Annotated in this window: 25 protein-coding genes; 7 read left to right on the top strand and 18 right to left on the bottom strand. The window is 71.0% G+C overall.

The window, feature by feature from the left end:
* Positions 1-12 precede the first annotated feature (12 nt).
* The 7 genes from ABIC53_RS11980 to ABIC53_RS11950 form a co-directional block, all read right to left on the bottom strand.
* Complete coding sequence (locus ABIC53_RS11980; RefSeq protein ID WP_274178085.1) at positions 13-687, bottom strand: response regulator; 675 nt, start codon at positions 685-687, stop codon at positions 13-15.
* Complete coding sequence (locus ABIC53_RS11975; RefSeq protein ID WP_274178086.1) at positions 684-3,203, bottom strand: sensor histidine kinase; 2,520 nt, start codon at positions 3,201-3,203, stop codon at positions 684-686. The genes ABIC53_RS11980 and ABIC53_RS11975 overlap by 4 nt, the downstream gene beginning before the upstream one ends.
* A gap of 149 nt (positions 3,204-3,352) precedes the next feature.
* Positions 3,353-3,961 (bottom strand): potassium-transporting ATPase subunit KdpC, encoded by a 609-nt coding sequence (gene kdpC / locus ABIC53_RS11970; protein ID WP_274178087.1) that lies wholly within the window; start codon positions 3,959-3,961, stop codon positions 3,353-3,355.
* Between the two features lie 22 nt (positions 3,962-3,983).
* Positions 3,984-6,161, bottom strand: coding sequence for a potassium-transporting ATPase subunit KdpB (kdpB, locus tag ABIC53_RS11965; RefSeq protein ID WP_354451622.1), 2,178 nt, complete (start codon positions 6,159-6,161; stop codon positions 3,984-3,986).
* Entirely contained in the window at positions 6,161-7,843 is a 1,683-nt protein-coding gene (gene kdpA, locus ABIC53_RS11960; protein ID WP_354451620.1) for a potassium-transporting ATPase subunit KdpA, read from the bottom strand. The genes kdpB and kdpA overlap by 1 nt, the downstream gene beginning before the upstream one ends.
* Before the next feature lies 1 nt (position 7,844).
* Positions 7,845-7,931 (bottom strand): K(+)-transporting ATPase subunit F, encoded by an 87-nt coding sequence (gene kdpF, locus ABIC53_RS11955; RefSeq protein ID WP_064955215.1) that lies wholly within the window; start codon positions 7,929-7,931, stop codon positions 7,845-7,847.
* Positions 7,932-8,255: 324 nt separating this feature from the next.
* Entirely contained in the window at positions 8,256-8,471 is a 216-nt protein-coding gene (locus ABIC53_RS11950) for a hypothetical protein (RefSeq protein ID WP_023953215.1), read from the bottom strand.
* A 126-nt stretch (positions 8,472-8,597) separates the two neighbouring features.
* Here ABIC53_RS11950 and ABIC53_RS11945 point away from each other — a divergent pair, with 126 nt between their 5' ends.
* The 5 genes from ABIC53_RS11945 to ABIC53_RS11925 all read left to right on the top strand — a co-directional run bounded on the left by ABIC53_RS11945 (position 8,598) and on the right by ABIC53_RS11925 (position 11,959).
* Entirely contained in the window at positions 8,598-8,987 is a 390-nt protein-coding gene (locus tag ABIC53_RS11945; protein ID WP_354451617.1) for a hypothetical protein, read from the top strand.
* A 9-nt stretch (positions 8,988-8,996) separates the two neighbouring features.
* Positions 8,997-9,332 (top strand): TraR/DksA family transcriptional regulator, encoded by a 336-nt coding sequence (locus tag ABIC53_RS11940; protein WP_103841693.1) that lies wholly within the window; start codon positions 8,997-8,999, stop codon positions 9,330-9,332.
* A 164-nt stretch (positions 9,333-9,496) separates the two neighbouring features.
* Positions 9,497-9,862, top strand: a complete 366-nt coding sequence (locus ABIC53_RS11935; RefSeq protein WP_274178091.1) for an ArsR/SmtB family transcription factor — start codon at positions 9,497-9,499, stop codon at positions 9,860-9,862.
* An 80-nt stretch (positions 9,863-9,942) separates the two neighbouring features.
* Positions 9,943-10,920 carry an SRPBCC family protein gene (locus tag ABIC53_RS11930; protein WP_274178092.1) on the top strand — a complete coding sequence of 326 codons (978 nt, stop codon included), beginning with the start codon at positions 9,943-9,945 and terminating at the stop codon, positions 10,918-10,920.
* A gap of 4 nt (positions 10,921-10,924) precedes the next feature.
* The gene (locus ABIC53_RS11925) at positions 10,925-11,959 is read left to right on the top strand and encodes a DUF1266 domain-containing protein (protein WP_274178093.1); all 1,035 of its coding nucleotides are present in this window, start codon (positions 10,925-10,927) and stop codon (positions 11,957-11,959) included.
* Between the two features lie 59 nt (positions 11,960-12,018).
* On the opposite strand, the gene sufU is transcribed toward ABIC53_RS11925, so the two are convergent.
* The 8 genes from sufU to ABIC53_RS11885 form a co-directional block, all read right to left on the bottom strand.
* Complete coding sequence (sufU, locus tag ABIC53_RS11920; protein ID WP_023953189.1) at positions 12,019-12,477, bottom strand: Fe-S cluster assembly sulfur transfer protein SufU; 459 nt, start codon at positions 12,475-12,477, stop codon at positions 12,019-12,021.
* Positions 12,474-13,802, bottom strand: a complete 1,329-nt coding sequence (locus ABIC53_RS11915; RefSeq protein ID WP_354451614.1) for a SufS family cysteine desulfurase — start codon at positions 13,800-13,802, stop codon at positions 12,474-12,476. Before ABIC53_RS11915 ends, sufU begins: the two co-directional genes overlap by 4 nt.
* A gap of 186 nt (positions 13,803-13,988) precedes the next feature.
* Positions 13,989-16,079 (bottom strand): APC family permease, encoded by a 2,091-nt coding sequence (locus ABIC53_RS11910; protein ID WP_323986999.1) that lies wholly within the window; start codon positions 16,077-16,079, stop codon positions 13,989-13,991.
* Between the two features lie 82 nt (positions 16,080-16,161).
* Positions 16,162-16,923: a hypothetical protein gene (locus tag ABIC53_RS11905; protein ID WP_282501824.1), complete on the bottom strand. Its 762-nt coding sequence runs from the start codon at positions 16,921-16,923 to the stop codon at positions 16,162-16,164.
* A gap of 61 nt (positions 16,924-16,984) precedes the next feature.
* Positions 16,985-17,953 carry a hypothetical protein gene (locus tag ABIC53_RS11900; RefSeq protein ID WP_282501825.1) on the bottom strand — a complete coding sequence of 323 codons (969 nt, stop codon included), beginning with the start codon at positions 17,951-17,953 and terminating at the stop codon, positions 16,985-16,987.
* Positions 17,950-19,164 (bottom strand): amidohydrolase, encoded by a 1,215-nt coding sequence (locus ABIC53_RS11895; protein ID WP_282501826.1) that lies wholly within the window; start codon positions 19,162-19,164, stop codon positions 17,950-17,952. Before ABIC53_RS11895 ends, ABIC53_RS11900 begins: the two co-directional genes overlap by 4 nt.
* 55 nt (positions 19,165-19,219) lie before the next feature.
* Positions 19,220-20,224 carry a LacI family DNA-binding transcriptional regulator gene (locus tag ABIC53_RS11890; protein WP_282501827.1) on the bottom strand — a complete coding sequence of 335 codons (1,005 nt, stop codon included), beginning with the start codon at positions 20,222-20,224 and terminating at the stop codon, positions 19,220-19,222.
* A gap of 15 nt (positions 20,225-20,239) precedes the next feature.
* A complete protein-coding gene (locus ABIC53_RS11885) occupies positions 20,240-21,955 on the bottom strand; it encodes a glycoside hydrolase family 13 protein (RefSeq protein WP_114588919.1) in 1,716 nt (571 codons plus the stop codon).
* 78 nt (positions 21,956-22,033) lie between these two features.
* Here ABIC53_RS11885 and ABIC53_RS11880 point away from each other — a divergent pair, with 78 nt between their 5' ends.
* Positions 22,034-22,552, top strand: coding sequence for an adenine phosphoribosyltransferase (locus ABIC53_RS11880; RefSeq protein ID WP_112615769.1), 519 nt, complete (start codon positions 22,034-22,036; stop codon positions 22,550-22,552).
* A gap of 29 nt (positions 22,553-22,581) precedes the next feature.
* Here ABIC53_RS11880 and ABIC53_RS11875 read toward each other — a convergent pair whose 3' ends face one another.
* From ABIC53_RS11875 to purS, 3 genes are read right to left on the bottom strand one after another with little or no spacing between them, the layout of a single operon-like run.
* The gene (locus tag ABIC53_RS11875) at positions 22,582-23,511 is read right to left on the bottom strand and encodes a 2-hydroxyacid dehydrogenase (RefSeq protein ID WP_354451607.1); all 930 of its coding nucleotides are present in this window, start codon (positions 23,509-23,511) and stop codon (positions 22,582-22,584) included.
* Between the two features lie 24 nt (positions 23,512-23,535).
* Complete coding sequence (gene purQ, locus ABIC53_RS11870; protein ID WP_274178101.1) at positions 23,536-24,240, bottom strand: phosphoribosylformylglycinamidine synthase subunit PurQ; 705 nt, start codon at positions 24,238-24,240, stop codon at positions 23,536-23,538.
* Positions 24,237-24,482, bottom strand: a complete 246-nt coding sequence (purS, locus tag ABIC53_RS11865) for a phosphoribosylformylglycinamidine synthase subunit PurS (RefSeq protein WP_023953132.1) — start codon at positions 24,480-24,482, stop codon at positions 24,237-24,239. Before purS ends, purQ begins: the two co-directional genes overlap by 4 nt.
* 233 nt (positions 24,483-24,715) lie before the next feature.
* Here purS and ABIC53_RS11860 point away from each other — a divergent pair, with 233 nt between their 5' ends.
* Positions 24,716-25,978 (top strand): ABC transporter substrate-binding protein, encoded by a 1,263-nt coding sequence (locus ABIC53_RS11860; RefSeq protein WP_282501830.1) that lies wholly within the window; start codon positions 24,716-24,718, stop codon positions 25,976-25,978.
* Positions 25,979-25,984: the final 6 nt, after the last annotated feature.

Genomic DNA, 25,984 nt, shown 5'->3' with positions numbered 1-25,984 from the left:
ATCGAGCGGCGTTCACTCGACGATGAGCCGGTAGCCCATGCCAGATTCGGTGAGCAGGTGCTCGGGATGCGCGGGATTGGCCTCGAGCTTCTTCCGCAGCTGCGAGACGTAGAGACGCAGGTACCCGGTGTCGTTGACCTGCTCGGTGCCCCACAGCTCCTTCAGCAGGTCCTGCCGGGTCACGAGTGCCCCGGGGGTTCGGGCGAGGAAGTCGAGCATCCGCCACTCGGTCGGCGTGAGGTGCACGCGCTCGCCGCCGCGCGTGACGGTCTTGGCGGCGCGGTCGATCTCGACATCGGCGAACCGCACGACGGCGACGGATGCGGCACCGCCGGCCCGCCGGGTCAGCGCGCGCAGTCTCGCGAGCAGCTCGTCGATCTGGAAGGGCTTGGTGACGTAGTCGTCAGCCCCGGCGTCGAGCGCCGCCACCTTGTCTGCCGACCCGGTGCGCCCCGAGACGACGATGATCGGCACGGCGCTCCATCCCCTCACGGCCTCGATCACGGCGACGCCGTCGAGGCGCGGCATCCCCAGGTCGAGCACGATCACATCGGGATGCTCGGACGCGGCCGCCGCGATCGCCGCCGCCCCGTCGGCGGCCGCCACGACGTCGTACCCGTGGGCCGCGAGCGTGATGCGCAGCGCCCGCACGAGCTGCGGGTCGTCGTCGGCGAGGAGGACCTTCACCCCTCGATCCTGCCCTTTTGCGCCGCCGCCGATGCCAGGGGCAGCTCGATCACCATGGTGAGGCCGCCGCCAGGGGTCTGCTCGGGCACGAGCTGGCCCCGCATCCCCTCGGTGAAACCCTTCGACAGCGCGAGCCCGAGCCCGAGTCCGGTCGTGTTGTCGGTGTCGCCGAGCCGCTGAAAGGGCGTGAACACGTCGCCGTGACGCTCGGGCGGGATGCCGGGTCCGTGGTCGATCACGCGGACCTGGGCCTGCCCGCCCAGCGAGCTCGTGCTGATGCGCACCGGCGTTCCGGCAGGCGAATGGCGGTGGGCGTTGGCCAGCACGTTGACCAGCACCCGCTGCAACAGCACCGCATCGGCGAGCACCGGCCCGATCGCCTCGTCCAGCGCCAGCTCCACCGCAGCGGGCCCGAGACCGAGCTCGTCGACCGCGGCGAGCACGGCATCGGCCGTGTCGACCGGTCGCAGGGCGACGGCGAGAGCGCCGGCCTCGATGCGGCTCACATCGAGCAGGTCGGTCACGAGCGAGGTCAGCGTGCCGAGGCTCTCGTCGGCGGTCGCGAGCAGCTCGTCGCGGTCGGCGTCGTCGAGCGCGGGGCCGGCCGCGCGGAGCCCCCCGAGTGCCGCGACGGCGGCGGCGAGAGGGCGCCGCAGGTCATGGCTCGCCGCCGAGAGGAGGGCGCTGCGTACCCGGTCGGTCTCGGCGAGCACCGACGCCGAGCTCGCCGCCCGCTGCAGGTCGGCCTGCTCGAGCGCGGCGGCGAGCTGCGCGACGACGACATCCAGCAGCCGGCGTTCCGAGCCGTCGAGCTGCTCCGACTCGCTGCCGTGGAGCTCGAGCACGGCCTCGCGTCCGACGTCGACGCGCAGGTGGCGGTCGTCGCGCACGGGCTCGCCGTCGGCGGCGATCACGGTCCCGTCCGACGCGACCAAGCGCGCACCCGACATCCCGAAGGCCTCGCGCGCCCGCGCGACGAGGGCCGGAATCGAGCCATCGCCCCGCAGCACGCTGCCCGCGACCGCCGCGAGCAGCTCGGCCTCGGCCGCCGCCCGCCGGGCCGCGCGCGTGCCCCGGGCCGCGCGGTCGACGATGACGCTCACGAGGAGCGCGATGACGACGTACAGGATCAGCGCCCACGCGTGCAGCGGATCGGAGACCGTCACGGTGTACAGCGGAGCCACGAAGAAGAAGTCGAGCGTCACCCCCGACATCACCGCTGCGAAGACGGCGGGCCACAGTCCGCCGACGAGCGCGACCACGACGACGAGCAGCTGGTACGCGAGCACATCGCTCGTGATCGACTCGGGGCTCCGCAGCGCGACGAGCAGCCACGTGAGCAGCGGACCGCCGGTCAGCGCGACGACGAAACCGAGGATCCGGCGCCGCACGCTGAGAGCGCCGCCGGCGACACGGGGCAGGGTGAAGCGGCCGCCGGCGGCGGCGTGCGTCACGACGTGCACGTCGATATCGCCCGACTCGCGGATGACGGTGGCGCCGATGCCCGGACCGCTGAGGGCCGCAGCGAGCCGGCCGCGACGGCTGACACCGACGACGAGCTGCGACGCGTTGACCGACCGCGCGAACTCGACGAGGGCGGCGGGGATGTCGTCACCGACGACCTGGTGGTAGCTGCCGCCGAGCGATTCGACGAGAGCCCGTTGAGCAGCGAGGGCCGCCGGGTCGGCGGTGCGCAGCCCGTCCTGGCCCGACACGTGGACGGCCAGCAGCTCGCCGCCGGCCGAACGGTCGACGATGCGGGCGCCGCGCCGGATGAGCGTCTCGCCCTCGGGCCCGCCGGTCAGCGCGACCACGACGCGCTCGCGAGCCTGCCACGTGCCCCGGATGCCGTGCTCGGCGCGATAGTCCTGCAGGGCACTGTCGACCTCGTCCGCGAGCCAGAGAAGTGCCAGTTCGCGGAGCGCCGTCAGGTTGCCGAGCCGGAAGTAGTTCGACAGGGCGGCGTCGATGCGCTCGGCGGGGTAGACGAGGCCGGCGGCGAGGCGGTCACGCAGCGACGGCGGAGCGAGGTCGACCAGCTCGATCGGGTCGGCCGAGCGCACGACGGCATCCGGCACCGTCTCGCGCTGCGCGACGCCGGTGATCTGCTCGACGACGTCGCCGAGCGACTCGATGTGCTGGACGTTGACGGTCGTGATGACGTCGATGCCGGCATCCCGGAGCTCCTCGACGTCCTGCCAGCGCTTCTCGTTGCGCGAGCCGCCGACGTTGGTGTGGGCGAGCTCGTCGACGAGGGCGACGCGCGGGGCTCGGGCGAGCACGGCCTCGAGGTCCATCTCGTCGAGCGTGACGCCGCGGTGCTCGAGGCGGCGCCGTGGAACGATCGGCAGGCCGGCGGTCATCGCGGCGGTCGCGGCCCGACCGTGGGTCTCGACGATCGCGACGACGACGTCGACCCCGGCATCCTGCAGCCGGCGGCCCTCTTCGAGCATCTCGTAGGTCTTGCCCACGCCCGGCGCCGCACCCAGCAGCACCCGCAGCCGTCCCCGCTTCACGGCATCACCCTAGTTCTCCCCGCCCGCTCGCCCCGCTCGCCCCGCTCGTGTGCGCCGCGATGCGAGGGATCGGGCACGACACCCCGCCGAGAGGCCACGCTCCCCGGCGTGCCGCCCCGCATCCCTTGCATCCGCGCCCGGTCGGAAGCTCACGGCGCGAGACCGTCCAGCGCCAGGTTCAGCTCGACGACGTCGACACGCGGCTCGCCCAGGAACCCGAGGTCGCGGCCCGCCGTGTGCGCGGCGACGAGGTCGCGCACCTCCGCCTCGGGCAGCCCGCGCTCGGCAGCCACGCGGGCCACCTGCAGCGCGGCGTAGGCGGGCGAGATGTGCGGGTCGAGGCCCGAGCCCGAGGCGGTGACGGCATCCGCGGGCACGTCGGCGACGTCGACGCTCTCGCGGTCGGCGATCGCCGTGCGGCGCTCCTCGATCGCGGTCACGAGGTCGGCGTTGTTCGGGCCGAGGTTCGACCCGCTCGACGCCGCCGCGTCGTAGCCGTCGCCGGCCGCCGAGGGGCGTGACTGGAAGTACTGCGGCAGCGCTTCGCCGTCGGCATCCGTGAAGGACTGGCCGATGAGCGACGAGCCGACGACCTCGCCCTCCGCATCGCGCAGCAGCGAGCCGTTCGCCTGCGACGGCAGCGCGAGCCCGACCAGTGAGATCAGCAGGGTGTATCCGACGCCGAGGACGAGGGTGAGGACGATCATCGCGCGGACGGCGACGGCGGAGGTGCGCAACGAGGCGCGAGCGGTGGACATGACAGGTCTCCAGGAGGGGGGCTCAGAAGCCCGGGATGAGGCTGACGACGAGGTCGATCAGCTTGATGCCGACGAACGGTGCGATGACCCCGCCGAGCCCGTACACGACGAGGTTGCGGCTCAGGATCGACGAGGCGCTCGCCGCGCGGTACTTCACGCCGCGCAGCGCGAGCGGGATGAGCACGATGATGACGATCGCGTTGAACACGATGGCGCTCGTGACAGCGGACGCCGGCGACGACAGCTGCATGACGTTGAGCGCCGCGAGCCCCGGGAACACCCCCATGAACATCGCCGGGATGATCGCGAAGTACTTGGCGATGTCGTTCGCGAGCGAGAACGTCGTGAGGGCGCCGCGCGTGATGAGCAGCTGCTTTCCGATCCGGACGATGTCGATGAGCTTGGTCGGGTCCGAGTCGAGGTCGACCATGTTGCCGGCCTCCTTCGCCGCCGACGTGCCCGTGTTCATCGCCACGCCGACGTCGGCCTGCGCGAGGGCGGGTGCGTCGTTCGTGCCGTCGCCGGTCATCGCGACGAGGTGACCGCCCTCCTGCTCCTTGCGGATCAGGGCGAGCTTGTCTTCGGGCGTCGCCTCCGCGAGGAAGTCGTCGACACCCGCCTCTCTCGCGATCGCGGCAGCGGTCAGCGGGTTGTCGCCGGTGATCATGACGGTGCGGATGCCCATCGAGCGCAGCTCGTCGAAGCGCTCGCGCAGCCCGTCCTTGACGACATCCTTCAGGTGGATGACCCCGAGCAGCGTCCCGGCACCGGATGGGTCGAGGGTCGCGACGGCGAGCGGCGTGCCGCCGGACTGCGCGATCGCGTCGGCGTGGTGCAGCAGCTCGGCGCGGGCCTCGGCCGAGACCGGTCGTGCCGATGCGTCGAGCCAGGCGAGCACCGACCCCGACGCGCCCTTGCGCACCTGTGTGCCGTCGGGCAGGTCGACCCCGCTCATGCGCGTCTGCGCCGTGAAGGCGACCGCCACGGCGTCGCGCGGCAGCTCGCCCACCACGTGCTGCGAGGCCGCGAGCTCGACGACCGAGGTGCCCTCGGGTGTCGGGTCCGACAGCGACGAGAGGGATGCCGCGCGGGCGAGCTCGGCGCCGTCGACGCCGGTCATCGCGACGAACTCCGACGCGCGGCGGTTGCCGTAGGTGATCGTGCCGGTCTTGTCGAGCAGCAGGGTCGTCACGTCGCCGGCCGCCTCGACCGCACGGCCCGACATGGTCAGGACGTTCCGCTGCACGAGACGGTCCATGCCCGCGATGCCGATGGCCGACAGCAGGGCGCCGATCGTGGTCGGGATCAGGCAGACGAGCAGCGCGACGAGCACCGGGATGCTGACGGGCGAGGCGCTGTACGACGCGATGGGGTTCATCGCCAGCACGACCACGACGAAGACGATCGACAGGCTCGCGAGCAGGATGTTGAGGGCGATCTCGTTGGGCGTCCGCTGACGCGCAGCGCCCTCGACGAGGGCGATCATCCGGTCGACGAAGGTCTCGCCGGGCTTCGACGTGATCCTTACGACGATGCGGTCGGAGAGCACCCGGGTGCCGCCCGTGACGGCGCTGCGGTCGCCGCCGGACTCGCGGACGACGGGAGCCGACTCGCCCGTGATGGCCGACTCGTCGACCGTCGCGATGCCGTCGACGATGTCGCCGTCGCCCGGGATGAGCTCACCGGCCTCGACGAGCACGACATCCCCGAGCCGCAGGTCGGCCGAGGGCACCTCCTCGGTCGCGGAGCCGCGGGCCGCGGCATCCGTCCGCTCGTCGTATGAGACCACCCGGCGCGCGGTCGTCGTCGTGCGGGTCTTGCGCAGCGCCTGGGCCTGCGCCTTGCCGCGGCCCTCGGCGACGGACTCCGCCACGTTCGCGAAGAGGACCGTGAGCCACAGCCAGACCGCGATGCCCCAGGTGAACCCGGCCGGAACCGCCGAGCCGCCCGAGGTCTCGGGACCGCCGAGGAACGGCTCCGCGATCGCGATCGCCGTCGTCAGGGCCGCGCCGACCCAGACGAGGAACATGACGGGGTTCCGCCACTGGGCGGCAGGGTTGAGCTTGCGGACCGCGCCGGGGAGGGCGGCACCGACCTGCTCGAGGCTGAACGCGCTGCGCCGGCGCGGTGCCGGGCTGGCGTCCGGGTCCGCGGACGACGGGCCGGATGAGGGCCGGGTTTCGGTCAGAGGGGCAGACATCAGGAGAGTCCTTCGGCGAGGGGGCCCAGGGTGAGGACCGGGAAATAGGTGAGCGCGGTGATGATGACGACGACGCCGGCGAGCAGGCCCACGAACTGCGGGCGGTGCGTCGGGAGGGTGCCGGCGCTCGACGGCACGGTGTCTTGAGCGGCGAGCGATCCGGCGAGGGCGAGGACGAGCACGATCGGGATGAACCGGCCGAGCAGCATCGCGACGCCGAGCGCCGTGTTGAGCCACGGGGTGTTGGCGGTGAGGCCGGCGAAAGCCGAGCCGTTGTTGTTCGCCGCGGAGGTGAACGCGTAGAGGACTTCGCTCAGGCCGTGGACGCCCGGGTTCCAGATCGAGGTGCCCTCGACGTCGGCGCGCACGGCCGGGATCGCGAAGCTCAGCGCCGTTCCCGCGAGCACGAGCGTCGGCGTCACGAGGATGTACAGGCTCGCGAGCTTGATCTCGCGCGGCCCGATCTTCTTGCCGAGGTATTCGGGCGTGCGTCCGATCAGCAGGCCGCCGACGAAAACGGCGAGGATCGCGAGCACCAGCATCCCGTACAGCCCTGAACCGACGCCGCCGGGAGCGATCTCGCCGAGCATCATGTTGAGCATCGGCATCATGCCGCCGAGCGGTGTGAAGCTGTCGTGCATCGCGTTGACCGCGCCGGTCGAGGTGAGCGTCGAAGCGCCGCCGAACAGTGCCGATGCGGCGACGCCGAACCGGGTCTCCTTGCCCTCCATCGCGGCGCCGGCGAGCTGCGTCGCCGTGCCGCCGCCCGACGCCTCGGCCCACGAGCCGAGGGCGATCGAGGCGAGGAAGATTCCGCCCATGACCGCGACGATCGCGTAGCCCTGGCGATCGTCGCCGACGATCCGGCCGAAGGCGCGCGGCATGGCGAACGGGATGACGAGCAGCAGCAGGATCTCGAACAGGTTCGTCCACGGCGTCGGGTTCTCGAACGGATGGGCCGAGTTCGCGTTGAAGAACCCGCCGCCGTTCGTGCCGAGCAGCTTGATGGCCTCCTGGCTGGCGACCGGTCCGCCGGGGATCGACTGCGCCCCGCCGGCGATCGTCTGCACGTCGGTGAAGCCCGCGAAGTTCTGGATCACGCCGCCTGCGAGCAGCACGACGGCCGCGACGATCGCCATCGGGAGGAGGATGCGGCCGAGCCCGCGCACGAGGTCGACCCAGAAGTTGCCGATCGTCCCCGAGCGGCGATACGCGAAGCCCCGTACGAGGGCGATGGCGACGGCTATGCCGACCGCGGCCGAGACGAAGTTCTGCACGGCCAGACCCGCGAACTGCACGGTGTAGCCGAGCGTCGTGTCGGGGGAGTACGACTGCCAGTTCGTGTTGGCCACGAACGAGATGGCGGTGTTGAACGCGAGGTGCTCGCTCGGTGCGGGCAGGCCGAGGCTGAACGGCAGGATCGGCTGGAGGCGCTGCAGTCCGTAGACGATCACGACGCCGACGAGCGAGAACAGCAGCACGCCGCGGGCGTAGGCCTGCCAGGTCTGCTCGGCGCGTGGATCGACGCCGATCAGGCGGTAGACGCCCCGTTCGACGGCGAGGTCGCGCGGCGACGTGTAGACGCGAGCGATGTGGTCGCCGACGGGCCGGTACAGCAGGACGAGGATGAGGACGAGGGTCGCGATCTGCAACGACGCGAACCCGATCTGCGCGGCATCCACGTCAGAACCGTTCGGGCCGCACGAGGGCGACGACGAGGTAGACGATGGCGGCGACGGCCAGCACCGCCGCGAGGAGCGAGAAGACCATCACAGCTTCTCGACCCCCCGGGCGATGAGGCCGGCGACGGCGAAGAGCGCGAGGATCGCGGCGAGATAGATGAGGTCGAGCACGAGATCCGATGCAACACCCCGCCCGATGCCGCGCCCGCTGTCCTCACGGAATCCATACGGCCCCGCGCCCGCTCCTCACGCCGCCCTCACGGTTCTGGTGCCGGCTCGGCGCCCGGTGGCGATACATCCGTCGGGCGGCCGGTGCTGCTGTCGCCTCCGACGTGCGCCCAGACGACACCAGCACCACCGGTCCTGCAGATGTATCGCCAGGCCGGGCCTCCCGGCCGGATCAGGGGCGGGGTCAGGGCGCGAGGGGCGAGGACTCGTCGTCGATGACCCCGATGCCGACGGCGTGGTGGCTCGGCTCCTCGTCCTTCTGCTCCGGAGCCTTGGGCTCTTCGCCCGGCTCCTTCGCGACGCTGGGCTCTTCGAGCTCCTCCGTCGAGGGGTTCTCGTCGGGGGCGTGCTGGGCACCCTCGTCGGCGTGCTCGGCCTCGTTGTCGTGGTGATCGGTCATGTCGTTCTCCCTTCCACTCCCAGCGTGCGCCGATCCGGCCGACCATGTCACCGGCTTGACGTAGCGACTCGTGTGGCCGAAGGGACCGGGCCCGTACCGCGCGGGGCCCATCGGTAGGGTTCCCGCATGACGTCCCGGACGGGCACCCGCGCGCTGAAACTGTTGTTCGCCTTCGTGGCTGCGGTGCTGTGGGCTGGAGCCCTGCTGGCAGCGATGCCCCCCGGCATCAATGACGGGCCGAGCGGCGCCTGCGCGCACGCTGCGGGCAACCGTCTCGTGTTCGACTCATCCGTGGTGCCCGAATCCGTCGCGGCCCAGGGCGCCTGGCAACTCTTTCCCCTCGGCGTCGGATGCCGCTACACGGCCCCCACGGGAGAGTCGGTGTTCGTCGGGCCGAGTTTCGGGCCGTCGATCATCGCCCTCCATGCGCTCGCCGTGACCGTCATCCTGGCCGGTGTCGTCGTGAGACACAGCTGGCGCGAGCCGCGTCGCCACGACGACCTCCTGCGGGCGTAGGGTCGCGGGATGGACCCGGAAGCGCGACTGCACGAGCGCAAGCGTGAGCTCACCGTGCAGCTCGACCGGCTGGATGCCGACGACGACAGCCTTCGTCACGACCGCGCCGACGCCACCGCCGACGACGAGCACGACCCCGAGGGGTCGACGCTGTCGGGGGAGTGGCAGCGGGTCGAGGCTCTACGTCGAGCCGCGCGGGCAGAGCTCGCCGAGGTCGAGGCCTCCCTCGCCCGCGTCGCCGCAGGCACCTACGGTGTGTGCGCGAGCTGCGGCCGCGACATCCCGGTCGAGCGCCTCGAGGTCCGCCCCCACGCGACGATGTGCGTCGCCTGCGCTTCGCGCTAGCCGCGCCCGTAGCTGTTCACGCCGCCCGCATCCGGTCGAACCTCGGAGAATCGCGCGAGATTCGGACGGATGTGGCATCCCGGTCCGAGTTTCGCGTCGATCTCCGAAATTCGTTCCGCCGCGGGTGTTGACACCCGCCACCCCGAGCCCTAACGTACAACCAAATGGTTGCACGAAACGAACCCCGACCGAGTGAGCGGAGCGAGCTGAGCGATGACGACATCGACCGTCTCTTCCACGCGCTCGCTACGGCGACGCGTCGCGACATCCTCCGCCGCACGATCGAGCACGAGCAGTCGGTGTCGGCGCTCGCGGCCGACTACGACATGTCGTTCGCCGCGGTGCAGAAGCACGTCGGCGTCCTCCAGACGGCCGGCCTCATCGTCAAGCGGGCGGAGGGGCGCGAGCGCCTCGTCCGCGCCGACCCCGCCATGATCGCCCGCGCGCGGGCCCTGCTCGCCCGCTACGAAGACCTCTGGCGTGCCCGCGTCGATCGCCTCGACGCCCTGCTCGCCGAGCCCGAAGACTGACCCCCGCAGACCCGCAGACCCGCAGACCCGCAAGCCCGCACACCCACCCCACGCGCACCATCCGTTCGAAGGAGAATTCGATGCCCGTCACCGACATCACCACCGATGCCGAGAACCTCACGATGACGCTCGTGGCGGATGTCGCCGCGCCCGTCGACCGCCTCTGGCGCGCGTTCACGCAGCCCGCGCAGCTCGAGCGCTTCTGGGGCCCTCCCGGCTGGCCCGCGACCTTCACGCGGTTCGACTTCACCCCGGGCGGACGCGCGCAGTACGCCATGTCGAGCCCGCAGGGCGAGAAGTCGCGCGGAACCTGGGAGTTCATCACGATCGAGGAGGGCCGCAGCTTCGAGGTGCTCGACGCGTTCGCCGACGAGAACGGCGAGCCGATGGAGCAGTTCCCGGCGATGCGCATGCTGTTCTCGTTCGAGACGACCGAGACCGGCTCGCGCCTGACGAACGTCACCTACTTCACGTCCGCTGAGGGGCTCGAGCAGGTCATCGCGATGGGCGCCATCGAGGGCTCGCGCCTCGCCATGGGCCAGCTCGACGCGGTCGTGCAGGACCTCCGCGCCTACGCGCAGGGGCAGGGCACGCACGTCGAACTGCTCGACGACACGCATGTGCGCATCACCCGGTTCATCGACGGTCCGCGTGAGCTCGTCTGGCGCGCGCACCATGAGACCGAGCTGCTGAAGAAGTGGATGCTGGGTCCGGACGGCTGGTCGATGACGGTCGCCGAGCCCGCCACCGAGGTGGGCGGGACGTTCCGGTACGCGTGGGAGCAGGAGGGCGCCCCCGAGACGGCGTTCGGGTTCGAGGGCGAGCTGCTGCAGCTCGACGCGCCGCGCCGCGAGGTCGCGACCGAGCGGATGTCGGGAGTCGAGGGGCCCGGCACGGTCAACGACCTCCAGCTCTACGAAGAGGACGGCGCCACCCTGCTCACGCTCCTCATCGAGTATCCCGACAAGGAGACGCGCGACACGGTCCTCGCTACCGGCATGGCCGACGGCATGGAAGACTCCTACGCCCGCCTCGAGGCGGAGGTGCTGTCAAAATGATGGGGTGACGGAACCCGTGATCGCCCTCCAGAACCATCCCGGCGACGTGGAGTTCCCCGTCCGCCCTCGGCGGCGGTACACACGGATGCTGGACGCTCGGCGCAAGGCCGACCCCAAGGCCATGCGCAAGCGGGCGTTCCCCGTGACGGCGATCGCGGTGCCGATCGGCATCCTGGGCTTCGTGCTGTCGTACGTGTGGGTGGGCAGCGAGGATTTCGGGAACAACCTGTTCGGTCTCTTCCTCGGGATGTGCGCGGGCCTGCTCGTCGCGTCGATCGTCCTCGCTGTGCGCGACGCCCGCGCTCCGCGCAACGCGCAGCGGCAGTACCTCGCGCTCGCGGCGCGGAGTCCGCTCACGCCGCGGCAGCAGCAGATCCTGGCGCTCGACGCCGCGAGCGACTTCGCGATGCGCGGGTGGAACTCCTCGCTCGCATTCACGCCGACGTTCGCCGAGTTGCCGCAGGACCTGCGCGCCAAGCACCGTGACGGCGCCGACGGATCACCCTGGTTCGCGATGCCGTTGCCGGGCATGCAGCAGCTCCGCGCTGCGCTCGACGAGCAGTTCAAGATCGTCTCGCGCTCCGACGCCGAGCTTCTCGTCGCGGACACGCTCGCCCGCGGCGTGCTCTCGACGCGGTTCGCGGAGGTCGCGCAGAGCGATGCGGCAGAGCACATGATGTCGCGCATCGCGGCCCTCACCGACCTGCCGGTCTTCGACATCCACGACCTCGCGCGTGGCGATGAGGAGCGTCCGCCCCGGCTGCTGCTGGCCGCCGACATCGAGCGCGCGATCGGCGGCGTCCGCTACGCCTACGTCGCGGGGTACCTGACCGCCGACGAGGCGTGGGCGCTGCTCGAGCCGTTGGCGACGCGCGCGTTCACCACGTACCAGGGTCGCGACGAGTACTGGCGCGAGGTCGTCATCGCGACGGCGTTCCGCACGGATTCGCTCGAGTCGGTGCAGCGCCAGCGCGAGACGCTCGCGGAACTGCAGCGATCGGACTGGCCCGCGGCATCCGTCGCCTGGCCCTCGGCCTGACCGGCGCTCGGCCCTCGGCCTGAACCGACCTCTGCGGCCGATCCGCGGTGAGCCGGGGCTCAGGCCCGGCCGAGGCCGTCTTCGAGGGCGACCCAGGCGAGCATCGCACACTTGACGCGCGCCGAGAACTTCGAGACGCCCGACAGCGCCGCGGCATCGCCGAACGTCTCCTCGTCCAGGGGGATGCTGCCGCGCGAGCGCAGCGCCTCGCGGAAGCGTTCGATGAGGGCGGCCGCGTCGGCCCGCGTCATCCCGTCGCCCTCGACCTCTTCCTCGACCAGCGAGGCGAGCATCGAGGCCGAGGCCTGCGAGATCGAGCAGCCCGTGCCCTCCCACGACACCTCGGTGATGCGGTCGCCGTCGACGGCGACGCGCAGCGTGATCTCGTCGCCGCAGACGGGGTTCTTCTGGTGCGAGTCGGCGTGCGCCGCATCGCCGACGTCGTGGAGGGGGTTGCCGACCGGGTGCTTCGAGTGGTCGAGGATGAGCTCCTGGTACAGGGAGTCGAGCCCGGTCATGCGTGCGCCCCTTCGGCCTGATCGCTGACGCCGAAGAAGCCGCGGATGCCGCGCACCGCGTCGAGGAACAGGTCGACGTCGTCCTCGGTGTTGTACAGCGCCGCCGAGGCGCGGACGGATGCCGTCATCCCGAACTGCCGGTGCAGTGGCGCGGCGCAGTGGTGCCCGACCCGCACCGCAATGCCTTGGGCATCGAGGAACTGGCCCGCGTCGTGCGCGTGCACGCCGGCGACGTCGAACGACCACAGGCCGACGCGCTCCGCGCCCGGGGCGTCGCCCAGCAGGCGGACGCCGGGGATCTCGCGGAGGCCCGCGCCCATGCGCTCGGCCAGGGCGACCTCGTGCGCGTGGATGTTCTCGGGTCCGACGTCCTGCAGGTAGCGCACGGCCGCGGCGAGACCGATCGCGGGTCCGACCGCCTGCGTTCCGGCCTCGAACTTCTGGGGAGCCGGCAAGTACTCGGCGTGGTCGAGCGTCACGGTGGTGATCATCGATCCGCCGGTGAGGAACGGCGGCAGCGCGTCGAGCACCTCGGCGCGGCCGTACAGTCCGCCGATCGCGTAGGGGCCGAGCATCTTGTGACCGCTGAAGACAGCGAGGTCGACGCCGAGCGCCGGCAGGTCGAGCGGCAGGTGCGGGGCCGACTGGCACGCGTCGAGCACGGTCGTAGCGCCGACCGCCTGCGCGAGGGCGACGATCTCGGCGACCGGGTTGACGATGCCGAGCACGTTCGAGACGTGGGTGAAGGCGACGATCCGGGTGCGTTCACCGATGATGGATGCCGCGGCATCCAGGTCGAGCGTGCCATCTGCCCGTGCGGGGATGTGGCGGAGCACTGCGCCGGTGCGGGCGGCGAGCTCCTGCCACGGGATGAGGTTGGCGTGGTGCTCGATCGCCGTCGTGACGATCTCATCGCCCGGGGTCAGCGCGTACGGTGCGGATGCGGGCGCGCCGCGGCCGAGCGTGGCGTTGCCGATCGCGTAGGCGACGAGGTTCAGGCCGGCTGTCGCGCCGCTCGTCCAGACGAGCTGCTCGGGCTGGGCGCCGACGAAACCGGCGACGGCGGCGCGGGCATCCTCGAAGAGATCGGTCGCCTCGGCCGCGAGGGTGTGGGCACCGCGGTGGACGGCGGAGTTGGCGTGCGTGAGAAAGTCGCGTTCGGCGTCGAGGACCGCCGTGGGCTTCTGGCTCGTCGCGGCGGAGTCGAGGTAGACCAGCCGGTGCCCGTTGACCTCTTCCGAGAGGATCGGGAAGTCGGCGCGCAACGACACCGCGTCGAGCGGACTGACGCGCGGTGAAGCGGCGGGAACGACGGGAGAGCTCACCCCTCTAGGCTACGCCCGCGCGCCGGCCCGGGCTCGGGTCGCTCGGGGCGGCGGCGCGTGCTCGGAGCGGTTCGGGGCCGCGGATCCGAGCTTCCGCCTCCGTCAGCCTGCCGTAACTCCTCAAACCCGTGCCATCGAGGGCCGGACCGGCCTGCTGGCGGCGGTGCTGCGCCCGCGCTTGAGGAGTTACTGCGCGCGTTCGCGCGAGACCGCCTCGCCGGGCTCGGGCGAATCGGTGTGGGCCACCAGGCCGTAGGTCGCGGAGGCCCGGCCGGCCCGGTCGTCGCCGGGCATCGGGCGGGAGCGTCGGCCGTAGACGATCTCGGAGGAATCGAGCAGCCACGGCACGAGGGTGATCTGCACGCCGTGCACCATCATCAGCTGCTGAGCGATGCGGCGGGCGCGTCGGTTGTGCAGGAAGGTCTCCCACCAGTGGCCCACGATGTACTGCGGCAGGTACACCGTGACGACGGATGAGCCGTGCTTCTCGCGGTACTTGCGGATGAACGCCGCGAGGGGAGCCGCATATTGGCGGTAGGGCGACTCGATGATCACGAGCGGCACCGGCATCCGGTGCACCTCCCAGTCGGTCTGCACATCCTGCGCCGACTCCTTCGACACCGCCACGTGCACCGCGATGGTCTTGTCGTGCTTCGCCGAAAGGGCGTAGTCGACGGCCTTCGCGACGGGCTTCTGCAGGCGGTTCACCAGGACGAGGGCGACGTCGCCCGTCGAGCCGTAGTGCACGTCGTCATCCATCGCGATCTCGTGCTCGACGTCGCGGTAGTAGCGGCTCACCCCGACCATGAGGAACGCCAGGATCGGGATCGCGATGAACACGAGCCAGGCGCCGTGGGTGAACTTCGTCACGGTGACGATGACGAGCACCGCGACGGTGAAGGTCGCCCCGATCCCGTTGATGATCAGTCCGCGGCGGGCCTCCGCGCGGTCGGCGGCGGCGGTCGGATGCAGCAGCCGCAACTCACGCCGCCAGTGCTTGACCATCCCCACCTGACCGAGCGAGAACGACACGAACACGCCGATGATGTACAGCTGGATGAGGGTGGTCAGGTCGGCTTGGAACACGACGAGCACGAGGATCGCGGCGAGCCCCAGGATGATCATGCCGTTGGAGAAGACGAGCCGGTCGCCGCGGGTGTTCAGCGACTTCGGCGCGTACCCGTCGCGGGCGAGCACGGCACCCAGCAGCGGGAACCCGTTGAACGCCGTGTTCGCGGCGAGCAGCAGCACGCAGGCGGTCGCGGCCTGGATGATGAAGAACGGGATCGACCCCATGCCGAACGTCGCGGCGGCGATCTGCGCCATGAGGCTCGGCTGCGGCTGGTTGACGCAGTCGAAGCCGACGAGGGCGCAGGGGTCCTCGGCGTAGTGGACGCCCGCGATGAGTCCGAGAGCCGTCAGGCCCGAGAACAGCAGGATGGCGATCGTGCCCATCATGACGAGGGTCTTCTGCGCGTTCGCGATCTTCGGGGCGCGGAAGGCCGGCACACCGTTCGAGACCGCCTCGACTCCGGTCAGGGCCGAGCAGCCGCTCGAGAACGCGCGCAGGATCAGCAGGATGAGCGCGACCTGGCTGAGGCTCTCGGCCTCCATCGCGAACTGCGCGCTCGAGGCGACGGGGGCGTCGCCGAGCAGCGTGCGGATGAGCCCGGTCGCCACCATGACGCCGACCGAGCCGATGAAGATGTAGGTCGGCACCGCGAATGCCGACGAGGCCTCGCGCACCCCGCGGAGGTTGACGATGATGATGAGGACGACGAACCCGACCGCCAGCTCGACCCGCCAGGGGGCGAGGCCGGGCAACGCCGAGATGATGTTGTCGACGCCGGAGGCCACCGACACGGCCACCGTGAGGATGTAGTCGACGAGCAGCGCCGCGGCCACGACGACCCCGGCCTTCTCGCCCAGGTTGGTGCGCGCGACCTCGTAGTCGCCGCCGCCCGAGGGATAGGCCTTGATCAGCTGCCGGTAGCTCAGCACGACGACGATGAGCAGGGCCACCACCGCCAGCGCGACCCACGGGCTGAAGGCGAGCATCGCCGTGCCGCCGATCGCCAGGATCATCAGCAGTTCCTGCGGCGCGTACGCGACCGACGACAGGGCGTCGGAGGCGAAGATCGGCAGGGCCCGGCGCTTGGGGAGGAGCTGGTCGTCGAGCTTCTCGGAATCGAGCGGGTCGCCGATGAGGATGCGCTTCGCGATCGGCGTGGTTTCCTCGCCCGGTTCGCGACTGTCAGTGGTCACGGCGGGCGACATTACGCCTGGCGCGGCATCCTGCGCAATCTCGCCGCGCCGAGCGTCACCGGAGCGTTGTCGAACCGTGGTTTCTGCGTTCGGTTCAGAGCCCGCTGTAGGGGCGGTACAGGATGTCGGTGACGCCGAGGCCTTCGGTCGCGTCCGCGAAGACGCTGTACGACAGGTCTCGCACCGGACCGTCGGGAGAGAGGAAATCAGTTCGGTCGATGTCGAAGACAAAGCGCAGTTCGCCGTCGCCGGGCATCGCCCATTCGTCGTCGGGACCGTTCGAGCGCACCGCATCCGCGGCCGAGCCGATGGTGAGCGCGAATTCGGGTGTGATGGGCACTTCCTGCACCTCGTTCGCCCCGATGCTGACCCACGTCGGGATGCCGTACTCGTCCCGCGGCTTGTTGCCGTCGACGAAGATCATGTCGTACAGCGCGAAGCCGGCCCAGTCGTAGATCGTGTAGTCGGGGAAGTGGGTGCCGTCTCCGGTCTGGACGCCGAGCTCGGGCTCCGTTCCGAACGCCTCGGTCAGTGCGGCGACGGCCGGCCCGACCTCATCGCGCCAGCGGAACTCGAGCAGCGTCGATCCGTCATCGGCGACGATCGTGAAACCGGTCGCGGCCATGACCACCTCGGCTGCGACGGGTGCGGCATCCGCCGGTGTGGGTGTCGGCGTGGGCGTCGGGGTCGGCCCCGATGCCGCGCTGGTCTGAGTCGGGGCCGGGGACGACGGCGCAGCCGCGGGTGCGGCATCGCGCTGCGCGAGCAGGAACACGACCACCGCCGCCACGATCAGCAGCACCCCCGCCACGATCGAGAGCACGATGAGGGGCCGCCGCGGTGTCGCTGTGGTCATACCCGCCATCCTGGCAGGGGAGTCACCGCCGGCGGCATCCCGGCCTGGCACGGAGACCCTCTCAGCGCCCGGCGCGGAAGGTGTAGGTGACCGTGACCTTGCTGCCCTCGACCGTGACGGCTGCTCCGAAGCGGCGCTGACCGTCCTGGTAGAAGGTGTTGCGGTCCGAGCCGAACACGAACGAACCGCCCTGGCCGGAGTCGGGACCGAGCGCCGCGACCTCGTCGGCCGACATGTCGAGCTCGACCCCGAAGTCGTCCGTCACGGGTACGTCGATGTCCGAGTCGTAGGAGACGTAGGTCGGTGCGGGAACCTCGGCTCGCGGGCGGTTGCTCTCGCTGAGATACACGTCGTAGAGCCGGAAACCCTCCCAGACGTAGATCCGATACGCATAGTTCTCGGCGTCGCCGTTCTGGAAGTCCTCCGTCGGAGCCGCGCCGAAGAGCTCGGTGAGTGCCGCCACGGCCGGAGCCGCGTCATCCGCCCACGCGTGGGTGAAGGTCGTCGATCCGCCGGCATCGGTGATCGTGAACCCGTCCGCGGTCACCGCGACGCCCGCGGCCGCGGCCGGGGCGCTCGGGCTCTCCGAAGGCTGCGGAGTGCCGGACGGCTGCGGGATCGACTGCGTCGCCGGAGCCGTCGGCACCGGGCCGGCCGCGGGCTCCTGCCGCTGCGACTGCTGCGTCAGATAGATCGCGAACACCACGATGACGGCGACCACGAGCAAGCCGGCGATGCTCGACAGGATGACGAGCAGGCGACGATCGCCGCCGCCGCCGTCGTCGCTCCGCTCGGCAGGACGCGGCGCGAGGGGCTCGTCGGGCCAGTCCGCCATGACGGACGGCATCCCCGACGCCTTCTCTCGCTTGGGTCCGGGCTCACGCGACGCGCGGGGCTTCTTCTCGCGCGGCTGACGCGCTTCACGCGGTTCACGCGGTTCACGCGGCGCCTTCTCGCGCTTCGCGCGCTCGGGCTTGGCCGGCGGCTCGTAGGGCTCGAAATCGGCGAACGGGTCGTTGGGGTCGCTCATGCGAGGAACTCCTTGGCTGCCACGACGAGGTTCTCGACACCGCGCTCGATCGTCGGATGCATGACCGGCGCGAAGAACGGGGAGTGGTTGGTGGGGATGTCGCGCTCGACGGTGCCTGCTGCGACGGCATCCGCGAACTTCTGCGGGTCGACGCCGCCCCAGAACCAGAACACGAGGGGAACGCCGGCCTCGCGGGCGAACCACGAGACGTCCTCGCTGCCGGTGAACATGCCGGGGTCGACGACGCTGCCCTCGCCGAAGGCGCGCTCGAATGCGGCGGTCAGGCGGGCGGTCGCGGTGTGGTCGTTGATCGTCGGGGGCAGGGTGTGGTCGACCGTGATCGTGGGCTCGGTCTCGGCACCGGATGCGGCGGCTTCGGCGCGCACGATGCGCTCCACCTTCGCCATGACGCGCTCCCGCGCGGCGTCGTCGGGGTAGCGCAGGCTGAGCTCGAGCTTCGCCTCGGCGGGGATGATGTTGTTCTTCAGGCCGGCGTGGATCGAGCCGACCGTCACGACGGCCACATCGCGCGGGTCGACCTCGCGCGACACGATCGTCTGCAGGCGCATGACCGTCGCCGCCGCCATCACGACGGGATCGATCGTGGAGTGCGGGCGAGAGCCGTGGCCGCCGCGACCGTGCAGCACGACGCTGAGGCCGTCAGATGCTGCCATCTGGGTGCCCGGTCGCACGCCGATGACGCCGGCGGGGAGGGGCGTGACGTGCTGGCCCAGCACGATGTCGGGCTTCGGGAAGCGGTCGAGCACGCCGTCGGCGAGCATCGCCTGCGAGCCCGCGCCGTACTCCTCAGCGGGCTGGAAGACGGCGACGACGGTTCCCGACCACTCGTGCTGCGTGGCGATGAGCTGCTCGAGGGCTCCGAGAAGCGCGGTGACGTGCATGTCGTGGCCGCAGGCGTGCATGACGGGCACGTCGTTGCCCGCGGGGTCGACGCCGCGCGCCGTCGAGGCGTACTCGAGGCCGGTCTGCTCGGGTACCGGGAGGCCGTCCATGTCGGCGCGGAGCCACACGACGGGACCGTCTCCGTTGCGGATCGCGGTCACGACACCGGTGCGGCCGATGCCCTCCTGGTACTCGAGACCGAGCTCGCTGAGCCGAGCCGCGATGACGGCGGCCGTCCGCGTCTCCTGGAACGACAGTTCCGGGTGCCGGTGCAGGTCGGTGTAGAGGGCGTCGAGGTCCAAGGACATGCTCCGAGCCTACGGGAGGGCGCCTGCGCGCTGCCCGGGGGTCGCTGCGCCGGTTTCAGGCCGGCGGGGCCGTGCTCGACCGCTCGACGAGCGCGAAGTCGAGGTCGGCCGGGGCCTCGGACGCCGCCCCGCGAAGCGCCGCGATCATCGCCGAGGCCACGCGCTCGCCCTGTCGGCCCGGGAACTGGTCGACCGTTGTGAGGCCGAAGAACTCGCCGAGGTCGTGGCCGTCGACCCCGATGATCGACACGTCCTCCGGAACGCGCAGCCCGAGCTCGCGCGCCGCCAGCATCGCCCCGATCGCCATCTCGTCCGAGGCCGCGAAGATCGCGGTGGGGCGGGTCTCGGCGTCGCGGAGCAACCGCGTCGCGGCATCATGCCCGCCGGCCATCGTGAAGTCCGCCGCCGCGAAGCGGTCTGTCCGCGGGGCGACGCCGGCCTCGGACAGGGCGGCCTCGAAGCCCCGGCGACGCTGTGTGGGGATGTGGAAGTCGCCCTCGAACTGCGGATGCAGGCCGATGTGGGCGATGTCGCGGTGCCCGAGGTCGAGCAGGTGCTCGGTCGCCGTCCGGGCCACCTCGATCTCGTCGACGGTGAGCGACCGCAGGCCCGCGAGCTGCCCGCCCATCGCGATGACCGGCAGGCCCAGGTCGCCGAGCTGCGCGATCTCGTCGCTTGCGAGTGCCATCGACACGACGATGACGCCGTCGACGCGCTGCCGTCGCAGCGAGGTCGCGAACACCCGGCGGCGTTCGTCGGCCTCGGCGGTGAGGGCGTACAGCGCGACGTCGTAGCCGTCGCGCTGCAGGGTCGCGGCGATGCCCGTGAGCACGCGCGAGAAGAACCAGCGGTCGAGGATCGGCACGAGTACGCCGATGTTGCGGGTGCGTCCGGACGCGAGGCTCGAGGCCGCCGACGAGACGACGTAGCCGAGATCGGATGCCGCCCGCAGCACGCGTTCGCGCGTCGTGGGCGACACCGGACCCCGGCCGCTCAGGGTGCGGGAGACGGTCGCCGTCGAGACCTCGGCGCGTCGCGCGACGTCGTCGATGCCGACCATCTCCCGCTCCTCTCGTCAACTCACGCGGATCCAGACCGCCGCGTCGACGGGCAGCTCGGCCACGTCACCGGCGCTCTCGGCGAGATCGGCGACGCTCGAGACCAGGATCTCACCGGCGGGCAGTGCGACCGCATCCGTGCCGGTGTTGGCGACGACGAGCACGTCGCCGTTGCGGAACGCCACGACGTCGTCACCCAGCTGCAGATCGACCCACTCGAGCGATCCGGCGCCGAGGTCGTGCCGGCGACGTGCGGCGAGCAGCTCGCGGTAGAGCGTCAGGGTCGAGGCGGGGTCGCCGTCCTGCACCGAACGCGCGAGGCCGTGCCACTCCTCGGGCTGCGGCAGCCACGAGGCCCCGGTCGGGCTGAACCCGTATCCGGGGGCGTCGGCCTCCCACGGGATCGGCACGCGGCATCCGTCGCGGCCGTAGCGCTCACCGTCGGTGCGGAACCAGGTCGGGTCCTGACGGGCGTCATCGGGCAGGTGCACGACCTCGGGCAGCCCGAGCTCCTCGCCCTGGTAGAGGTAGGCCGAGCCGGGCAGGGCGAGCATCAGGGTCGTCGCGGCGCGGGCGCGGGCCAGGCCCACGACGGCGTCCGGCTGACCGGGGGAGTCGGGGCCGAGACCGTGGCCCTGCGGGTTCTCCGCGGTCAGCGCCAGGCGTGAGGCGTGGCGGACGACGTCGTGGTTCGACAGCACCCAGGTCGCGGGCGCGCCGACCGCGGGGAAGGCGCGCAGCGACTCGGAGATCACCTCGGTGAGGTGGTCGGCGTCCCACTCGGTCTGCAGGTAGGGGAAGTTGAACGCCTGGTGCATCTCGTCCTGGCGCACCCACAGGGCGGTCTCGTCGACGGTGGGCAGCCACGCCTCGGCGCACAGGGCCCGGTCGCCCTCGTACTCGGCGAGGATGCGGTTCCAGCGGCGGTAGATGTCGTGCACGCCCTCCTGGCCCCAGTAGGGCACGTCGAGGCTGTCGCCGCCCATCGATCCAGCGTCCTCGGCCGGCACGAAGTCGGGCAGGCCGTCCGACTTGACCAGGCCGTGGGCGACGTCGACGCGGAATCCGTCGACGCCGCGGTCCAGCCAGAACCGCAGGATGCGCTCGAACTCGTCGCCCACCTCGGGGTTGGCCCAGTCGAAGTCGGGCTGCGTCGAGTCGAACAGGTGCAGGTACCACTGGCCCGGCGTGCCGTCGGGGTTCGTCGTGCGCGTCCAGGCGGGGCCGCCGAAGACCGACTCCCAATTGTTGGGCGCCTCGTCGCCGTTTTCGCCCTTGCCGTCGCGGAAGATGTAGCGCGCGCGCTCGGCGCTGCCCGGCTCCGCCGCGAGCGCTTCCTGGAACCAGGCGTGCTGATCGGACGAGTGGTTCGGGACGAGGTCGACGATGACCCGGATGCCGCGGGCGTGCGCCTCGTCGAGCATCGTGTCGAAGTCGGCGAGGGTGCCGAAGAGAGGGTCGACGTCGCAGTAGTCGGAGACGTCGTAGCCGGCATCCTTCTGCGGCGACCGGAAGAAGGGGCTCAGCCAGACGGCATCGACGCCGAGGTCGGCGAGGTCGCCCAGGCGCGAGGTGATGCCGGCGAGGTCGCCGATGCCGTCTCCCGAGGCGTCGGCGAACGAGCGGGGATAGATCTGATAGATGACGGCGGTGCGCCACCACTCGGCGCCGGGCCGGGAGATCCCGATCGGGGCGAGGGTGGATGCCGCCGTGTCCACGGAAGAGGAGGTCATGGCGCTCACTCTAGTGCAAGCGCTTGCAGTCGCGACCTCGCCGTCGGAGGAGCATCAAAACGGGCCTAGGGTGGTTCGGTGACTTCCGACCCCCTCGAGCACGCTGAGTCGCTCATCGCGCTCATCCCGGACTTCCCCGAACCGGGCATCCTCTTCCGCGACATCTCGCCGCTGCTCGCCGACGCGACCGCGCTGCGCACCGTCGTCGACGCGATCGTCGCGCCCTTCGCCCGTGAGTTCGACGTCGTCGCCGGCGTCGAGGCGCGCGGATTCCTCATCGCCGGCGCCGTCGCGGCGGCGAGCGGTGTCGGCATGGTGCCGATCCGCAAGGCGGGCAAGCTGCCGCGCCCGGCGGCATCCGTCTCGTACGACCTCGAGTACGGTCAGGCGACCATCGAGATGGCGGACGATCTGCCACGCGGTACGCGCGTGCTCCTCGTCGACGACGTGCTCGCGACCGGTGGCACGCTGCGCGCGGCCCAGCGCCTGCTCGAAGGCCTCGGGCACCGGACGGTCGGCACCGCCGTTCTCATGGAGCTCGTCGAGCTCGGCGGCCAGGACGTCTGCGGCCCGGTCCACACGATCTTCCGCGTCTGAGCCGCCGGGCCCCATCAGGGCCCGGCGGCTCAGGGCTCGACGATGTTGAGCGGCTCCTCGCCGGCGGCGAGGCGCTCGATCTGCGTGCGGACGAGCTTCGCGATCCGCGGACGCATGGCGTCGGCCGCGCCGCCCACGTGCGGCACGACGAGCGCGCCCGGAGCACCCCAGAGCGGGTGGTCCTCGGGCAGCGGCTCGGGATCGACGACGTCGAGGGCGGCGCGCAGGCGCTCGGACTGCAGCTCGGACACGAGGGCGTCGGTGTCGAGCACCGTGCCGCGTCCGACGTTGACGACGAGCGCGCCGTCGGGCAGCAGCGCGAGCTCACGGGCGCCGATGAGGCCCTTCGTCGTCTCGCCACCGGGCAGCGTGATCATGAGGATGTCGGTGCGCGGCAGCAGCTCGTCGAGCTCGTCGATGCCGTGCACGTGGACGCCGTCCTCGTCCCGGGCTCGGGACGCGACCGGGACGATCGTCGTCTCGAACGGCAGCAACCGGGATGCCACGGCCTTGCCCACCCCGCCGTAGCCGAGGACGAGCACCGTGCGATCAGCGACGCTGCGGCTGAACTGCGGTGCCCAGCGCGCGGACTCCTGGTTGCGCACGTAGTCGGCGAGGTCGCGCTGCGCCGCGATCGCGAGGCCCACCGCGATCTCGGCGGTCGCCGTCTCGTGGACGCTCGACGCATTCGCCAGCTTCGTGCCCTCGGGAAGGTAACGCCCCATGCCCTCATAGCCGATCGACTGGCTCTGCAGCATCCCGACGCTGATGTTCTCGAGAGCCGAGAGGAGTCGCTTGCCCGACATGTACGGCGGAACGACCATGTCGAACGCGTCTCGGGGCGCGGGGGACCGCAGGTCCCACACCACGAGGTCGACCCCCTCGGGCACGGCGCCGATGTCGGCTGCCAGCTCGTCGCTGGGCGCGCTGACGACGATGGGGCGGGGGGATTCGATCATGCCCCCACGCTACCGACCCGGTGCTCAGACGCGGGCGAGCACCGCCGCGACGGCCGACGTGAAGAACGTGAGCCCGTCGGTGCCCGAGCGCATCGCGTCGCTGGTGTTCGGGCCGAATCCGGGCTCGACGGCGTGCTCGGGGTGGGGCATGAGCCCGACTACGTTGCCGCGCTCATTCGTGAGACCGGCGATGTCGTCGAGCGAGCCGTTGGGGTTCACTCCGCGGTAGCGGAACGCCACGAGACCCTCGCCCTCGATCCGCTTCAGCGTCTCGGCCGAGCACGTGAAGCCACCGTCGGCGTTCTTCAGCGGGATGACGATCTCCTGGCCGTTCTCGAAGCCGCTCGTCCAGGCGGTGTCGGCGTTCTCGACGACGAGGCGCTGGTCGCGGCGGATGAACTGCTGGTGGGCGTTGCGGATCAGGCCGCCGGGCAGCAGATGCGCCTCGACGAGCATCTGGAAGCCGTTGCAGATGCCGAGGATCGGCATGCCCTTGTCTGCGGCATCCTTCACCTCGGCCATGATCGGCGCGAGCGCCGCGATCGCGCCGGCGCGGAGGTAGTCGCCGTAACTGAAGCCGCCGGGCAGCACGAGCGCGTCGACACCGTCGAGGTCGTGCGAGCCGTGCCACAGCGCGACGGGCTCGGCGCCCGCGAGACGGACGGCGCGCTGCGCATCGCGGTCGTCGAGCGAGCCCGGGAAGGTGATGACACCGATGCGCGCGGTCACTCCACGACCTCGATGTTCACGACGTCCTCGATGACCGAGTTCGAGAGGATCTCGTCGGCGATGCGGCGAGCGGTCTCGAGGGTCGCGTCGTCGGCGCGGTCGACGGTGAGCTCGAAGCGCTTGCCGATGCGGACGTCGGAGAAGCCGGCCACGCCGAGACGAGTGAGAGCTCCCGACACCGCCTTGCCCTGCGGATCCAGGAGCTCGGCCTTGGGCATGACGTCGACGACGATGGTGGGCATTGCTCGCTCCGGAGGTCGCGGGATGGGTGCGCGACCAGTCTACGGGTGGGAAGGCGCCGCTCGTCCGCCGCATCCGGCCGGTGTCGTGACCCGATCGTGACCATCCACTTCGGGAGCGCTCTCTTGAGTTCCTGGGAGCGCTCCCGTATGGTCATGGGCAATCGGTGAGAGCGCTCCCATAGTCGGGTGCGAACCGCCGCGCACCAGATACCGCAATCACGAAGGAGTGACACGTGAATTCACGCGCACTGCGGCGGATCGGCCTCGTGGCCGGCGTCGCAACCACCTCGGCCATCGTCCTCGCCGGATGCTCGGGCGGAGGTGACCAGGCCGCATCCGGGGGCGACTCCGACACCGTCACGCTCGCGACGTTCAACGACTTCGGTTACACCGACGAACTGCTCGCCGAGTTCACCGAGGAGACCGGCATCAAGGTCGTACACACCAAGGCGGCGACCTCGAACGACGCCCGCACCAACTTCTTCCAGAAGCTCGGCAAGACCGGCCTCGCCGACGTCGAAGGCGTCGAGGTCGACTGGTTCCCCGAGATGATGCAGTACTCCGACCTCGTCGCCCCGGTGCCGGACGAGCTCGCCGGCCGTTGGCTCGACTGGAAGGAGAAGGCGGCGACCGACGCCGCGGGCAACCTCGTCGCGTACGGCACCGACGTCGGACCGCAGGCGATCTGCTACCGCGCCGACCTGTTCGAGGCAGCCGGCCTGCCCACCGACCGCGAAGAGGTCGCCAAGCTCTTCCCGACATGGGACGCGTTCTTCCAGGTCGGCAGTGACTACGTCGCCAAGACGGGTGAGCCCTTCATCGACTCGGCGAACTCCGTTTTGCAGGGCGTCGTGAACCAGCTCGACGTCGCCTACGAGGAGCCGGACGGCACGGTCATCGCGACCGAGAACCCCGACATCCGCGCGGCCTACGACACCGTCGTCGACAAGGCGATCCCGATCGCCGCCTACCCGGGACAGTGGTCCGACGACTGGTACGCGGCCATGGCGAGTGGCAAGTTCGCCGCGATGCTGTGCCCGCCGTGGATGCACGGCATCATCGAGGGCGAAGCCCCCGACATCGCCGGATGGGACATCGCCAACGCCTTCCCCGAGGGCGGCGGCAACTGGGGCGGTTCGTACCTCGTCGTCCCCGCCAACGGCAAGAACGTGACCAACGCGCAGAAGCTCGCCGACTGGCTGACGTCTCCCGAGACGCAGATCAAGGCCTTCAACAACGCCGGTACGTTCCCGAGCCAGCCCGAGGCGCAGTCGAGCCCCGACCTGACCGGGTTCGTCAACGAGTACTTCAACGACGCTCCTTCGGGTCAGATCGGCATCGACCGCGCCAACGCGATCACCGTCACGACCTTCAAGGGCCCGAAGTACTTCCAGTTCCACGACGCCCTCGGAAACGCCATCACGCGCGTCTTCGACGGCATCGAGGACAAGGAGACCTCCTGGAAGACCTGGGTGACCGAGGTCGGAGCCTTCTGACCCACC

It is taken from the genome of Microbacterium sp. 1262, from assembly GCF_040544895.1.
Classification (GTDB): domain Bacteria; phylum Actinomycetota; class Actinomycetes; order Actinomycetales; family Microbacteriaceae; genus Microbacterium; species Microbacterium plantarum.
The sequence above is the reverse complement of the archived record's forward strand: the minus strand, read 5'-3'. Positions and strand labels throughout refer to the sequence as shown.